The sequence below is a fragment of the Parasphingorhabdus sp. genome (assembly GCF_039968395.1).
In the GTDB taxonomy this organism is placed as follows: Bacteria; Pseudomonadota; Alphaproteobacteria; order Sphingomonadales; family Sphingomonadaceae; genus Parasphingorhabdus.
The window spans coordinates 246,719-260,670 of sequence record NZ_JBDVPV010000002.1 but is presented as its reverse complement, the minus strand read 5'-3'; the positions used below and the strand labels follow the sequence as shown (position 1 = coordinate 260,670).

General features: G+C 55.1%; 11 protein-coding genes. 9 read left to right on the top strand and 2 right to left on the bottom strand.

Features of this window, described 5'->3' with window-relative positions; genetic code table 11:
- The first annotated feature begins 8 nt into the window (after window positions 1–8).
- The 3 genes from ABJI30_RS05410 to ABJI30_RS05400 all read left to right on the top strand — a co-directional run bounded on the left by ABJI30_RS05410 (window position 9) and on the right by ABJI30_RS05400 (window position 3,288).
- A complete protein-coding gene (locus tag ABJI30_RS05410; protein ID WP_348016162.1) occupies window positions 9–287 on the top strand; it encodes a hypothetical protein in 279 nt (92 codons plus the stop codon).
- 552 nt (window positions 288–839) lie between these two features.
- Window positions 840–2,231, top strand: coding sequence for a sugar transferase (locus ABJI30_RS05405; RefSeq protein WP_348016161.1), 1,392 nt, complete (start codon window positions 840–842; stop codon window positions 2,229–2,231).
- Window positions 2,232–2,274: 43 nt separating this feature from the next.
- Window positions 2,275–3,288: an NAD-dependent epimerase/dehydratase family protein gene (locus ABJI30_RS05400; RefSeq protein WP_348016160.1), complete on the top strand. Its 1,014-nt coding sequence runs from the start codon at window positions 2,275–2,277 to the stop codon at window positions 3,286–3,288.
- 6 nt (window positions 3,289–3,294) lie between these two features.
- Here the strand turns inward: ABJI30_RS05400 and ABJI30_RS05395 are convergent, their stop codons facing one another.
- Window positions 3,295–3,915, bottom strand: coding sequence for an NAD(P)H-dependent oxidoreductase (locus tag ABJI30_RS05395; protein ID WP_348016159.1), 621 nt, complete (start codon window positions 3,913–3,915; stop codon window positions 3,295–3,297).
- A 120-nt stretch (window positions 3,916–4,035) separates the two neighbouring features.
- On the opposite strand from ABJI30_RS05395, the gene ABJI30_RS05390 reads away from it, so the two are divergent.
- The 3 genes from ABJI30_RS05390 to ABJI30_RS05380 all read left to right on the top strand — a co-directional run bounded on the left by ABJI30_RS05390 (window position 4,036) and on the right by ABJI30_RS05380 (window position 8,818).
- Entirely contained in the window at window positions 4,036–5,196 is a 1,161-nt protein-coding gene (locus tag ABJI30_RS05390) for an acyl-CoA dehydrogenase family protein (RefSeq protein WP_348016158.1), read from the top strand.
- 165 nt (window positions 5,197–5,361) lie between these two features.
- Complete coding sequence (locus tag ABJI30_RS05385; protein ID WP_348016157.1) at window positions 5,362–6,576, top strand: acetyl-CoA C-acetyltransferase; 1,215 nt, start codon at window positions 5,362–5,364, stop codon at window positions 6,574–6,576.
- A gap of 52 nt (window positions 6,577–6,628) precedes the next feature.
- Window positions 6,629–8,818, top strand: coding sequence for a 3-hydroxyacyl-CoA dehydrogenase NAD-binding domain-containing protein (locus tag ABJI30_RS05380; RefSeq protein ID WP_348016156.1), 2,190 nt, complete (start codon window positions 6,629–6,631; stop codon window positions 8,816–8,818).
- 54 nt (window positions 8,819–8,872) lie between these two features.
- Here ABJI30_RS05380 and ABJI30_RS05375 read toward each other — a convergent pair whose 3' ends face one another.
- Window positions 8,873–9,547 carry a TetR/AcrR family transcriptional regulator gene (locus ABJI30_RS05375; RefSeq protein WP_348016661.1) on the bottom strand — a complete coding sequence of 225 codons (675 nt, stop codon included), beginning with the start codon at window positions 9,545–9,547 and terminating at the stop codon, window positions 8,873–8,875.
- Window positions 9,548–9,680: 133 nt separating this feature from the next.
- On the opposite strand from ABJI30_RS05375, the gene ABJI30_RS05370 reads away from it, so the two are divergent.
- The 3 genes from ABJI30_RS05370 to ABJI30_RS05360 are packed head-to-tail and all read left to right on the top strand — an operon-like array spanning window position 9,681 to window position 13,935.
- A complete protein-coding gene (locus tag ABJI30_RS05370) occupies window positions 9,681–11,501 on the top strand; it encodes an acyclic terpene utilization AtuA family protein (protein ID WP_348016155.1) in 1,821 nt (606 codons plus the stop codon).
- Window positions 11,502–11,503: 2 nt separating this feature from the next.
- Window positions 11,504–13,126 carry a carboxyl transferase domain-containing protein gene (locus ABJI30_RS05365; RefSeq protein ID WP_348016154.1) on the top strand — a complete coding sequence of 541 codons (1,623 nt, stop codon included), beginning with the start codon at window positions 11,504–11,506 and terminating at the stop codon, window positions 13,124–13,126.
- Window positions 13,123–13,935, top strand: a complete 813-nt coding sequence (locus ABJI30_RS05360) for an enoyl-CoA hydratase-related protein (protein WP_348016153.1) — start codon at window positions 13,123–13,125, stop codon at window positions 13,933–13,935. Before ABJI30_RS05365 ends, ABJI30_RS05360 begins: the two co-directional genes overlap by 4 nt.
- The last annotated feature ends 17 nt before the right edge of the window (window positions 13,936–13,952 follow it).

The following is a 13,952-nucleotide window of genomic DNA, read 5'->3' as shown; positions in this document are numbered from 1 at the left end:
GATATAAAATGCGCGCCAGAAAAATCCGGTATGACGAAACATTCGTAGAGGCAGAACCCGCTCCGGATACGGGCGAGATTCAACTGATTGGATCCGGTGAAGCCAGTTATGTGCCGTCTCCGGCACGCCAGTTGCAGGAACAGTTAGAGGGTCGGTTGAGCGAAACCGGGCCCCTACCGACGGAAGAAAAACTCTCTCCCCGCACAAAGCTGCTGATAATTGTCGGGAGCTGTGCTGGTTTTTGGGCGACCATTGTTGCCGCCGGATTCCTGATCTCGATGATCTAAAATCCGCAATTTCATTCGGCTATGTACCCAAAAAACGGCCTCGCCGGAGCCGATCCCGACCCTGCTTCCAACAATCAATTTGGAAAAAATGCAGAAAAAGTTTGCATCTGGTTACAAAATTATACAGGATTACGACAGGAGTGGCCAAAATTTGCCTTTGGGTGCTCCTAAGCCGGAATGTGCCTTCAGCTGAGACACGTTTGATTACAGTCTCAGCACCTTGAAATGCACTGTCCGCCAAGCGAGGGGTCGTGCAAATTATGGCAATATTATCACATCCGAATCAAAATGATTCACCAGATATAGTCCCGGTTTATCAGCGGTTATCGCAAGCTGAGCGACTGGTTATGACAGCATCCAGATATGGTGGTTATTGCGCGCTGCTGGCAGCCCTAACCGCGCTAGTCTGGTTTTTACTCAGGTAGACATCGCCTTCATCACAATTTGCTGCATTGGTTAACAAAATATTAGTTTGTGGCCTTTAGCACAAAATCGTCTATTCAGGACTTCGGGGCGCGCAATTGAGTAATGTGAAAGCAGATGGTGCGTTAGTTGGACGAAAGTTACTCATTCGCTGGGCAAAAACTGAATAGCGAGAACCAGGATCGCTGGTCTCTCGCATCCGTTCGTGTTGTGCTTTATACGCTGCTCCAGTTGCTGGATGTGGTAGCTATTGTCGCGGGCTTCATGATGGCCAGCTTTTTGCGCGAAGACAAATGGCTGTCGCCGCAGGGCTATCATATCGTATTGCTGGTCGTTCCCATATTTCTGATGTTTGCCTTCACCCGCGATTCCTATTCAATAGATTCCCTGCGCAGCCTTTCAGAAAGCGTTCGCAGGCCGTTTTCAGCCCTTTTTGCAACGGGTCTGATCGTATTGATGTTCACGTTTTTCTCGCAAACCGGTACCGATATATCCCGTTTGGCATTTGCCTTCGCCTTTGCTGCCAGCGCGGCTCTGCTGGCGATTGGGCGGCTCATCGTCAATCAGATTGTGTGGATGAAATTCCATGGCATGGTGATTGACCAGCTACTGATTCTCGACGGCGTCCCGCCGATACCTTTTGAACGAGGCATACATTGCGTGGATGCCCGCGCAGCCAAGCTCTATCCCGATCCGATGGATCCGCACATGTTGTCGCATCTGTCGGAACTTGTGAAAGGGTATGACCGAATCATTGTTGCTTGCACGCGAGAACGACGAGCGGACTGGTCGCTTTTCCTGAAGGGATCAGATGTGACGGGCGAACTAATTGTCAGCGGCGCCAATAATCTCGGCGCGATCGGCCTCGGTGATTTTGGCGAAAGCGACACACTTATCGTGTCACGCGGCACCTTGAATCTTGTGAACCGCCTCAAAAAACGAGCGTTTGATCTGGCGATTACAATTCCGCTTCTGATTTTCCTGTCACCGCTTTTGATTGCGGTGGCAATTGCCATCAAACTGGATAGCCCGGGGCCTGTTCTGTTCCGCCAACCCCGCGTGGGTCAGGGAAACCGGATATTCAGCATCTACAAATTTCGCAGCATGCACTCCGACAAGGGCGATGCCAACGGAGATCAGTCAACGCAGGTCAATGACCAGCGGATCACGCGCGTCGGGAATTTCATCCGCAAAACCAGCATTGATGAGCTACCCCAGCTTGTGAACGTCCTGCGCAGCGAAATGAGTGTTGTTGGTCCTCGGCCGCACGCCTTGGGTTCGCTCGCCGGTGACAAACTTTTCTGGGAAATCAATCAGCGTTACTGGCTCCGCCATGCGCTGAAACCGGGAATTACCGGCCTGGCTCAGATAAGAGGTTTCCGGGGCGCAACAGACCGCCAGGAGGATCTCGAAGCTCGCCTGCAGTCAGATCTGGAATATCTGGAAGGCTGGCGGATGTGGCGCGACGTGACGATTTTGTTTGGCACGGCGAAAGTGTTGATGCACCCTAATGCCTACTGACTAGAATCAGTTTGAGCATTTTGAAAACGGGAAACTCGGGCGCATGACGATGGCGACAGACGCTACAAATATTCCACCGATTCTGGTCACAGGCGCTGCGGGTTTTATCGGCCATGCCGTTTCCGGCGCGTTGATCGCACGCGGCGACATGGTCATCGGAATTGACAATCTGAACGACTATTACGATCCGGACCTCAAACAGGCCCGTTTGAACAATCTCGAGCAGCTGGCCGGTTTCCGCTTCGAAAAAACAGATATATCGGATGAAAAAGCCGTTCGCGCTCTGGTCGAGGATAATGGTGTCCGGAAGATCATCCACCTCGCCGCCCAGGCGGGCGTGCGCTATAGTCTGGAAAATCCGTTCGCCTATCAGAAATCCAATCTGCAAGGCCATCTGGCGTTGCTCGAGGCCAGCCGTCATGCACCTGATTTTGAGCATCTGGTCTATGCGTCTTCGAGCTCTGTTTATGGCGACAAGCCAATGGGCGGCGTGGGATTTACCGAGGACGAACCGGCGACCGACCCGGTATCGCTCTATGCGGCGACCAAGCGATCGTGCGAACTGATGAGCCAGTCTTACGCAAAACTCTACGGTTTTCCACAAACCGGTCTGCGGTTTTTCACCGTTTACGGGCCATGGGGACGGCCTGACATGGCCTATTTCGGATTCACGAAAAAGATTCTCGCGGGCGAACCGATTGAAGTCTACGGCGAAGGCAAAATGGCGCGCGATTTCACCTATATTGATGATATTGTCGATGGCATATTGGGCGCGCTCGACAATCCGCCAGCCTCGCACGATCACCGCGTTTTGAACATTGGCGACAGTCGCCCTGTCGGCCTGATGGAGATGATCACTGCGCTGGAGCAGGCTCTGGTTATCGAAGCCGAAAAGATCATGCGCCCGATGCAGCCAGGCGATGTCACGTCAACATATGCCGATATATCAAAACTGCAGGCACTGACCGGGTACAGGCCCAAGGTTATGCTCGAAGACGGATTGCAGCGCTTTGTCAGCTGGTATCGCGAGTTTTACGGCAATTTGCCGCCAACCTAAGTCTGTTCAGGAAAACTCACGGCGGTGAGATCCGCGCAAGACTTGCTGTGCCACAAGGTGCAGTTGCTCGTTGACGCCCTCATCCGCACAAACTCCATCGCGAAAAATACCCCCGGAAGCGTTAATGCCAACGCCAAGTGGTGTCGGCCATCCGCGCAGGGCGTGCACAATTGATCGCATGGCCGCGAGGGTTGATCCGGTGGCCTGCCAGCCATAAGCGGTCACAATAAGCCCGACTGGCAATCCATCCAGATATACCCGATCATCGCCTGCGGTTTCTTCAATATAGTCCACCGCGTTCTTCACCAGTCCGGAAATCGTGCCGTGATAACCCGGGCTCGACAATAATATGCCGTCTGCCCTGCGCACCGAACTTACCAGCGCTCTGCCGGTTTCATTCAGGCCGACAGGGTCGGACCGGTAATGAGGAAGGTCGCATAGCCGTTCGGATCCGAACAATTCCGTTTCCGCGCCGGCATCCGATGCAGCCTGGAGCGCAATGGCCAGAGCTTGCTCGGTGGAAGATGCCGGATTTGTCGTGCCGCCCAATCCCAGAATAAAAGGTCTGTCTTCGTTTTTCGCCATATCCGTCCATAGCTGGGCATTGAAAAGAAATGCAATGATCATGATTGCGCGCCCGGACGCGGAGCAATGCTATCAGATGTTTTAATTGACCGGTTAAAGTCGGTTCGGTATCCGCCAGAACAAGATATTACAGACCACGATACCCCTTTGAAGGACCTGCCCATGCGTAAATTTACTGAAGAACAACATATGTTCCGCGATGCCTATCGCCGGTTTCTGGCCGATGAAGTCGCACCGCATATGCCCGCCTTTCGCGAAGCGGGAATCGTCGATCGGGAAATTTTCAAGAAAGCAGGTGATCAGGGATTTCTGATGACCTGGCCCGACGAAAAATATGGCGGCATGGGCGATAATGATTTTCGCTATGAACAAATCATCATCGAAGAAGCGGCACGCGCGGGATGTCACGAATGGTATGCAACCCTGCACAGCCGCCTGGTTGGTCCCTATTTCAAGAATATCGGCAATGAAGAGCAGCGGGAACGGTTTTTGCCCAAATGTGTCAACGGCGAAACAATTCTCGCCGTGGCGATGACCGAACCCGGCGCCGGCAGCGATTTGTCGGGGATGAAATCCAGCGCGAAAGATATGGGCGATCATTATCTGCTCAACGGATCGAAAACCTATATTTCCAATGGAATAAATGCTGACGTCATCATCGTCGCCGCCAAACTGGATGGCGAGGAAAGCAAGCACGCGATGGTGTTGCTGATCGTCGAGCGCGGCATGGAAGGCTTCGAGCGCGGCCGCAATCTCGATAAAATGGGCCAGTCCGCACAGGATACTGCGGAACTTTTCTTCAACAATGTGAAAATTCCCAAGGAAAATGTACTCGGAGAGCCCGGCAACGGTTTTGTCCATCTGATGGAAGGTCTCGCCGAGGAGCGACTGATCGGCATGGTGCAATATGGTGCTTCTGCCCGTCATGCCTTTGACGTAACCCGCAAATTCGTCATGGAACGCGATGTTTTCGGCAAAAAACTGTCCGACATGCAGAATACGCAGTTCAAAATGGCTGAAATGGACGCCAAGATCGACATGTTCCAGACTTATGTTGATCATTGCGTTGAAGTCCACAATCAGGGCCAGCTCAATTCCAACATGGCCGCCAAAGGCAAGATGCTGGGCAGCGAAATCGAATGGGAAATGATGGATCTGGGTGTCCAGCTGCACGGTGGCGCCGGCTACATGAAGGAATATGAGATCTGCCGCATGTTCCTCGATGCGCGGGTCAGCCGGATTTATGCCGGCAGCTCTGAAATCATGCGCTATATTGTCGGCCGCGATGTATTCAGCCAGAAATATCAAAGCATCCTTGAATAGGCTATACGCGAAGTGTCCCCCGCTTGTGGCGATTCGTCACTGGCAGACATGTTGAAGTCACAGCTTCTACTCGCATTACGTTTACGTAAACTGCTTGACTATGCTGCAGCGCAACATTAACTATGCAGTTAAACATCCTGAATCACAGACAATGAGGAATATCGCATGACCGAAGCCTTTATTTATGACGCAGTGCGCAGCCCGCGCGGCAAAGGCCGCAATGACGGCAGCCTGCATGAAATCACCGCGCTGGATCTGGCATCACAAGTGCTCGGATCAATTAACGACCGCAACGAGCTGGACGGCCATGAAGTTGAAGATATTGCTTATGGCTGTGTCTCCCCCGTTGGCGAACAAGGCGCTGTCATCAGCCGGATGGCAGCACTGAAAGCCGGTTATGCCGATACAACTTCTGCTATCCAGGTGAACCGTTTCTGCGGATCCGGCCTTGAAGCCGTGAATATCGCTGCCGGCAAGATCAAATCCGGTGAAGCCGACCTTGCCGTCGGCGGCGGCGTCGAATCGATGAGCCGTGTGCCGATGGGCAGCGACGGACTGGGCGGCATGGCTGATCCTACGCTGGTATTTCAGGAATATTTCGTGCCTCAGGGCATTTCCGCCGATCTGATCGCCACCAAATATGGCTATAGCCGCGACGATGTCGACGCCTATGCGGTGGAAAGTCAAAAGCGGGCCGGAAAAAGCTGGGAAGAAAAGCGCTTCGCCAAATCCATTTTGCCGATCAAGGATGTGATTGGCGAAACCATTCTCGACCATGATGAGTTGATGCGTCCTGAAACTGACATGCAATCACTCGGTGCGCTAAACCCCGCATTCCAGGGCATGGGCGAACAGATGCCCGGTTTCAACGATGTCGCAATCCTGAAGCATCCCGACGTCGAAAAAATGAATCATGTCCATCACGCCGGCAACAGCTCGGGTATTGTTGATGGCGCAGCTGCGGTATTGATCGGCAATGAAGAAGCCGGTTCAAAATATGATCTGAAACCACGGGCGCGGATCGTGTCCATGGCTTCCATCGGGTCCGAACCGACAATCATGCTGACCGGCCCTGAATTTGCGGCGCAAAAAGCGCTGAAGCGCGCGGGCATGGATGCCAGCGATATTGATGTGTGGGAATTGAACGAAGCCTTTGCGGCGGTCGTCCTGCGCTTCATGGAAGCGATGAATGTCGACCATGGCGACATCAACGTAAACGGCGGTGCAATTGCGATGGGTCATCCGCTCGGCGCAACCGGCGCAATGATCCTCGGTACGGTACTCGACGAGCTCGAGCGTTCCGACAAGCAGACTGCATTGTCGACGCTATGCATTGGCGGCGGCATGGGTATCGCCACCATTATCGAGCGTGTGAACTAAGCGCGAACTTCGCCGCTTTCACACTCCATTCCTATTTTAGCAGGACAGAAAAATGACCTACGAAACATTCTCACTCGATATCGACAGCGACGGCATTGCGCTCCTTACTATCGATCTTCCCGGCCAGTCGATGAACGTCTGGAACGAAGCCCTGATCACCGACTTCAAGGCTTTTGTTGAAGAACTGATCAGCAATGACGACATCAAGGGCGCTGTCATCACTTCCGGTAAAAAGTCCGGCTTTCTCGCCGGTGCCGACCTCAATATGCTGGGCGCTTCAAAAGCAGACAGCATGGCCGAAGCATTTGAAAGTGCATGGGAACTGAACGGCATGTTGCGCCGTTTGGAAACCGGTGGACACACAGCCAAGGCGCTGCTGAAAGGCGCGGCTCACGCCAAGCCTGTTGCTTGCGCACTGAACGGCCTTGCACTGGGCGGCGGTCTCGAACTCGCCCTCGCCTGTCACTATCGCGTCTGTGCGGACAATCCAAAGATTCAGCTTGGTGTTCCCGAAGTGCAGGTTGGCTTGCTCCCCGGTGGCGGCGGAACCCAGCGCCTGCCTCGCCTTGCAGGTCTGCAGGGTGCCGGCATGATGATCATGATGGGTCAGCCGATCAACCCGGCCTCGGCCAAGGCGCAGAATATTATCGACGAAATTGCCCCGGCTGATGAAGTTGTCGCGAAAGCGAAGGAATGGGTCAAAGCCAATCCGAAGGCTTCTGCTCCATGGGACAAGAAGGGCTGGAAATTCCCCGGCGGCGCGGGTTCCATGGACCCACGCGCGGTTCCGCTTTACCTCGGTTCCTCCGCGATGGCGCTGAAACAGAGCAAAGGCAATTACGAAGCAGTGAAGGCGATCCTCTCCTGCCTCTATGAAGGTTCGATGTTGCCGATGGACACCGCCCTTCGCGTGGAAAGCAAATATTTCACCAAATTGCTGTCCGGCCCGCAAGCCAAGAACATGATCCGTACATTGTTCATCAACAAGCAGGCAGCTGACAAAGGCGCGATGCGTCCTGAAGGCGTTCCGCCAACTGAACTGAAAACCGTCGGCGTTCTGGGTGCCGGCCTGATGGGCTCCGGCATCACCCATGTCACGGCCAAAGGCGGCATGAATGTGATCGTCCTCGACCGCAATATGGAAGAAGCGCAGAAAGCGATCGCTTACAGCCAGAAGATTGTCGACAAGGGCGTCAAGCGCGGAAAGATGACGCAGGAAAAAGCCGACGCTTTCATGGCGCGCATCACGCCGACCGACAATTATGATGATCTGAAAGATGTCGATCTGATTATTGAAGCCGTGTTTGAACGTCCGGATGTCAAAGCCGACGTGATCAAGAAAACCGAAGCGGTGATTGGCAAGGACGTGGTTTTCGCGTCCAATACGTCCACGCTGCCGATCACGGGTCTCGCCAAGAACAGCGAACGTCCCGATCAGTTTATCGGCATGCACTTTTTCTCACCTGTTGAGAAAATGCCATTGCTGGAAATCATCCCGGGCGCGGAAACCGGTGACAAGGCTCTGGCCGTCGCGCTTGATTATAACGCGCGCATTCGCAAGACTCCGATTGTCGTTAAAGACGTACGCGGCTTCTACACCAACCGCGTCTTCCCGCCCTATGCCAATGAAGCGACCATGATGGTGGCCGAAGGCGTGAACCCTGCACTGATCGAGAATGCAGCCATTTCCATGGGCATGCCGATTGGTCCGCTTGCGATCGTGGACGAAACCACCCTGCAACTGGGTTATGACATCATGACGTCGACCAAGGAAGAAATGGGTGACGCCTATGTTCCCAGCGGGACCGAGGAACTGATGGAACTGATGGTCAAGAAGATCGATCGTCGCGGCCGGCGCTTTGGTGGCGGCTTTTACGAATATAGCGACGATGGCTCCAAGAAACTCTGGCCTGGCCTGAAAGAGCATTTCCCGCTCGCCGAAAACCAGCCGACAGTGGAAGAAGTCAAACAGCGTTTGATGTATATCCAGCTGATCGCCACGGCCCAGTGTTTTGACGAAGGCGTTGTCTCTGATCCACAATCTGCCGATCTTGGCGCGATCTTCGGCTGGGGCTTTGCGCCCTGGACTGGTGGCCCGATGAGCCACATCGATACGATCGGTGTCGATAATTTCGTCCGGACAGCTGATCTGCTCGCCCAGAAATATGGCGAACGGTTCAAGCCGCCCATGAGCTTCCGCGAGAAAGCGGATGCGGGTGAGACTTTTTACAAGGCAGCCTGAGCCATTTGAAAATTGAGAAGAAAGGGCTCCTTCGGGGGCTCTTTTTTTGTCTGATCAGTTTTGTCGGACAAGGCTGGCGATTTGATCGGAAAGCTGCTCGACCTTCGCTGCCAAACCGGCCAGCGAAGCGTTTTCGACATCTGTGCCATCCTGCTCTGTGCCAGCCTGCTCCATGCCATAATGCGACCGAAATAGCGCGACCATCTGATCGACAACGGGCTTTTGCTGTCTCAGATTGCGGTCGCTCTCCATGGCCATCTCAATCGATCGCGCACTATATTCCAGTGTCCCGTAAAATACGTCCCGTGCCTGCCAGAGTATCGCATCAGCGCGCAACTCGCCGCGATCCTGACCTCGCAAAAACAGCCGATCGAAAACCGCGACATAGTGTCGCAGATGATCGCGCGAAACGCTCACTTCGCTATTGTTGCGCCGCAGCGCAAAAGTCAGGTTGATAAAGTCTGCGTTACGAATGACGGTGCCAAGATGATAAGTCGCCAAGGCTTCAAGACGGTGAAAGAATCCAGTGGCTTGCGCCGCCGCCATGACGGATTCTGCTTCCCGGGTAAGCCCGTCCCAGAATTGCTGAAGCACGGCCAGCATCAGCTCCGCCTTGGACTCATAATAGCTGTAAATCGTACCTTCTCCAATCCCGGCACGGCGCGCAATTTCGGACATGCGCGCGCCATCAAAACCGGTTTCGACAAACACACTGCGTGCCGCTTCCAGGATGGCCGCCTCCTTGCGCTCGAGCTTGGCGCGCTGTGTCTCTGGAAAGGCGGGTTTTGAAGCCAGTTTACGTCCTTATTGAGCTTGACTCGAAAATACCGAATGCTATTCAACTAGACCCGGGAGACTCGTAATGTCAAATGACAAGATCATCCGTATCGGCGGAGCCAGTGGATTCTGGGGTGAATCCGACATGGCCGTGCCGCAGCTTCTTAAAGAAGCGCGGGAAGGTCTGGGTCTCGATTATATCGTCTTCGACTATCTCGCCGAAATCACCATGTCGATCATGGCGCGGGCCCGAGCGAAAAACCCGGATATGGGCTATGCCGTCGACTTTGTAACTGCTGTCATCAAACCGCATATTGCGGAAATTGCCAAGCAGGGCGTTAAACTGATCTCCAACGCCGGCGGAACCAATCCCCTTGCCTGTGCCGCCACGGTTCGTGCCATCATCGCAGAAGCCGGACTGGACCTGACCGTTGCCGTGGTGACTGGCGATGACCTGACGGGACGGGCCGCTGAATTTGCAGATCGCAAGGAGATGTTTTCGAGCGAAGCCTTCCCTGACCCGCAAGCCATTGCCAGCATCAATGCCTATCTGGGGGCTTTTCCTGTTGCCAGCGCGCTCGACCGGGGTGCTGATATCGTGATTACCGGCCGCTGCGTTGACAGTGCAGTGACTTTGGGGGCCTGTATCCATGAATTTGGCTGGAGCCGGGACGATCTCGACCAATTGGCGGGAGCCAGTCTCGCCGGACATATCCTTGAATGTGGCCCCCAGGCGACGGGCGGGAATTTCACTGACTGGGAAAGTGTCGCCGATAGCATGGACAATGCCGGATACCCAATTGCAGAAATTGCCGGGGATGGAAGTTTCATCGCTACAAAAGCTGCCGGTACGGGCGGCATAGTCAATATCGGCACAATTGGTGAGCAAATGCTCTATGAAATCGGCGATCCTCAGGCCTATATGCTGCCCGACGTTGCGTGCGACTTTAGTGACGTTTCGCTGAGTGAGATCGCACCGGATCGCGTGAAAGTGACGGACGCGACCGGCTTGCCCGCTCCCGATACATATAAAACTTGCGCGACTTATTCCGACGGCTGGAAAATGGTCGCACCGTTTTTCTTTGTCGGAGAAGATGCAGGCCGGAAAGCCAGAAGCTTTGCCGACAATGCCTTGAAGCGCGCGCGCAAGAAACTGCGTGCCTCCAATGCCGGTGACTATGATGAAGTGCTGATCGAAACGCTCGGCGATGACAGTCATTACGGCGCATTCGGACACGCAGCGGCAGCCCGCGAAGTGGTGCTGAAGATCGGCGTCAAGCATCGCGATCCCAAAGCGACCTTGCTGTTGCTGAAGGAAGCGACGGGCATGGGTCTGGCGACACCACCCGGTCTGGCGCTATTTTCCGGCGGTCGTCCCAAGCCTTCGCCGGTTGTCCGGCTGTTCTCATTGCTGGTTCCCAAATCCGAAATATCGGTTTCCGTGACGGTGGGTGAAAATAGCGAACCATTTTTGGAACCCGCAGGCAAACCCTTTGATAATAGCGCGATCAACCGTCCAGCCTGTCCAGAAAAACCGGATACCGCCGATCCCATGACAGAGGTTCCGCTCATCCGGCTCGCCTGGGGCCGGTCGGGTGACAAGGGTGACAAATCCAATATCGGTATCATTCCACGCGATCCCGACTTTGTGGCCTGGATCTGGGCCGCACTCGATGAAAACATGGTGCGCGAACGCTTCGCCCATTTCCTGCAGACACCAGACAATCCGGCCGCGGTCGATCGCTATTTCATGCCGGGAACCGGAGCGATAAACTTTCTTCTTCACGATATTCTCGGCGGCGGCGGGGTTGCATCGCTGCGCAATGACCCGCAGGGTAAGAGCTATGCCCAGATCCTGCTCGCCGCACCGGTCCCGATACCCCAATCTCTTGCAGAGGCGCTGTAATCATGCCCCAGTTTAAGTCCAAAATTGTCACTGGCTCGGACAGCTTTGAAAAAAATCGTGCGGACATGCTCGTTTTGATCGACCATTTGCGGTCGCTTGAGCAGCGTGCGGTTGCGGCCTCCGAAAAACGCCGGCCCACTTTCGAAAAGCGAGGTCAGCTTACACCCCATGAGCGGGTCACGCGCTTGCTCGATCCCGGCATGCCCTTTTTGCGGCTCTACAACATGGCCAATTATCTGCTCGAAGATCCCGATCCGGACACGAGCATTCCCGGCGGCAGTGTTATTCTCGGCATCGGCTTTGTCAAAGGCGTGCGCTGCATGATCTGGGCCGATGACAGCGGCATCCGGGCTGGTGCAGCAACGGCGGGCGGCTGGGATGCCAGCAAAGGCGCCCAGAAAATGGCGCAGGAACTGAAACTGCCCTTCATCCATCTGGTCGAAAGCGCCGGTGCCAATCTGATGGAATATAAGGTCGAGCTGTGGGCCCATGGCGGAATGCTGTTTCGCAATCTCGCCTGGCTGAGTGCGGCGGGCATCCCGACGATGGTCGTGTTGCACGGTCCCTCAACCGCTGGCGGCGCCTATATGCCGGGCATGTCCGACTATGTGGTCGGCGTGCGTGACAATGGCATGGCGGCTTTGGGCGGCGCGGCGCTGGTCCATGCCGCAACCGGCGAAGTGGCGGATGATCGCGAGCTGGGCGGGACGGAAATGCATGCCAGCACAACCGGTACCGTGGAATATCTTGCCGATGATGATGCCCACGGGATTGAAATTGCCCGCGACACAATGGGGCGGATAGACTGGAACAAGAATACCAGCCCGATCCGCCAGAATGATTATGAAGAGCCGCTATATGATATTGATGAGCTCGCCGGGGTCGTACCCACGGACTACACGATTCCCTACGACGTCCGGGAAGTGGCCGCGCGAATTGTTGACGGGTCCGATTTTGAAGAGTTTAAAAGCCGCTATGGCCCGGGCACCGTCTGCATGCAGGCCAGCATCATGGGGCATGCCGTCGGACTGATCGGCAATAACGGCCCGTTCGATCCCGAAGCTGCGGCCAAAGCCACGCATTTCTTCCAGCTCTGTGACCAGTCCGAACTGCCGATCATCTTTTTGAACAACACAACCGGCTATATTGTCGGCACGGAGTCCGAACATAAGGGCATGATCAAGCTGGGCAGCAAAATGATCCAGGCGGTATCGAATGTCCGTGTGCCCAAACTGGCCTTGTATATTGGTGCCAGCTTTGGTGCCGGCAATTACGGGATGAGCGGCGTTGCCTTTGAACCCGATTTTCTGTTCAGCTGGCCCAATGCCAAAACCGGTGTGATGGCCGGGGCCTCGGCAGCCAACACGATGAGCCATGTCGCCCGGGTGCAGGCTCAGCGCAAGGGTGTGGAACCGGACGAAGATGCGATCGCGAAACAGGAACAGCGGATCAAGGATATTTTCGAAGCGCAGGAGAGCGCCTTCTTCACCTCCGGCCGCGTTCTCGACAACGGCGTTATCGATCCGCGCGATACCCGCAAAGTTCTTGGCTTCGCGCTCGAGACAATTTTTGAAGCCCAGAACCGTACACTTCATCCAAACGCTTTTGGAGTGGCGCGCATATGACCGATCTGCCCAAAACCGAAACGCTGGAACTGGAATTACAGCAAGGCTGGCTGACCATCTGGTTCAACCAGCCGGAAAATCGCAATGCACTGAGTGACGCTTTGGTGTCAGAGCTAGCCTCTGTTTTAAAAGGCGTTCGTGATGATCGTGATGTGCGCGGGATCACTTTGCGCGGACGCGGCGGCGTGTTTTGCGCCGGTGCCGACCTCAAGAATTTCAAGGAGAATTTCCAGGCGAGCGGCGACCGGGGCGCAACCATAGCCATGTCGATGGGCGCAGCCGAGATTTTCGACCTGGTGAACAGCGCACCACAGGTTGTGATCGTATTGATCGAAGGTGCCGCCATGGCCGGTGGCTTCGGACTGTCTTGCTGCGCGGACGTCGTCATCTGCGAAAGCGGCGCGCGTTTTGCGATGACAGAGACGGCCATCGGGGTAACGCCGGCGCAGATTTCGCCATTTGTGATTCAAAAACTGGGTTATGCGACCGGTCGCCGGTTGATGCTGACCGCCGCCCGCTTCGACGGCACGCAGGCGCACGAACTCGGTTTTGCCGACTTTATTGCCGATGATGTCGCCGGACTGGAGGCCATCGAAATGCAGCTGCGCAAACAGGTGTTGGGCGCAGCGCCTGGCGCCGTTGCGGCAACCAAGGACCTGCTCGGACAGATCGCCGGTCAGCCGCGCGAAGAAGTCATTCGCCTGGCCGCCGAGAATTTCGCAGACCGTATGGTCAGTGAAGAAGCAAAAGAAGGTGTCGCCAGCTTTTTCGAAAAGCGCAAACCCAACTGGGTCGTGAAACCGGACTAAGGACCAGAACAAGGAAA

Excerpts from the sequence above, each read along its gene's own strand:
- ABJI30_RS05385 (WP_348016157.1), top strand. The coding sequence starts at position 5,362 with ATGACCGAAGCCTTTATTTATGACGCAGTGCGCAGCCCGCGCGGCAAA.
- ABJI30_RS05400 (WP_348016160.1), top strand. The coding sequence starts at position 2,275 with ATGACGATGGCGACAGACGCTACAAATATTCCACCGATTCTGGTCACA.
- ABJI30_RS05380 (WP_348016156.1), top strand. The coding sequence starts at position 6,629 with ATGACCTACGAAACATTCTCACTCGATATCGACAGCGACGGCATTGCG.
- ABJI30_RS05370 (WP_348016155.1), top strand. The coding sequence starts at position 9,681 with ATGTCAAATGACAAGATCATCCGTATCGGCGGAGCCAGTGGATTCTGG.
- ABJI30_RS05390 (WP_348016158.1), top strand. The coding sequence starts at position 4,036 with ATGCGTAAATTTACTGAAGAACAACATATGTTCCGCGATGCCTATCGC.
- ABJI30_RS05395 (WP_348016159.1), bottom strand. The coding sequence starts at position 3,915 with ATGATCATTGCATTTCTTTTCAATGCCCAGCTATGGACGGATATGGCG.
- ABJI30_RS05410 (WP_348016162.1), top strand. The coding sequence starts at position 9 with ATGCGCGCCAGAAAAATCCGGTATGACGAAACATTCGTAGAGGCAGAA.
- ABJI30_RS05365 (WP_348016154.1), top strand. The coding sequence starts at position 11,504 with ATGCCCCAGTTTAAGTCCAAAATTGTCACTGGCTCGGACAGCTTTGAA.
- ABJI30_RS05360 (WP_348016153.1), top strand. The coding sequence starts at position 13,123 with ATGACCGATCTGCCCAAAACCGAAACGCTGGAACTGGAATTACAGCAA.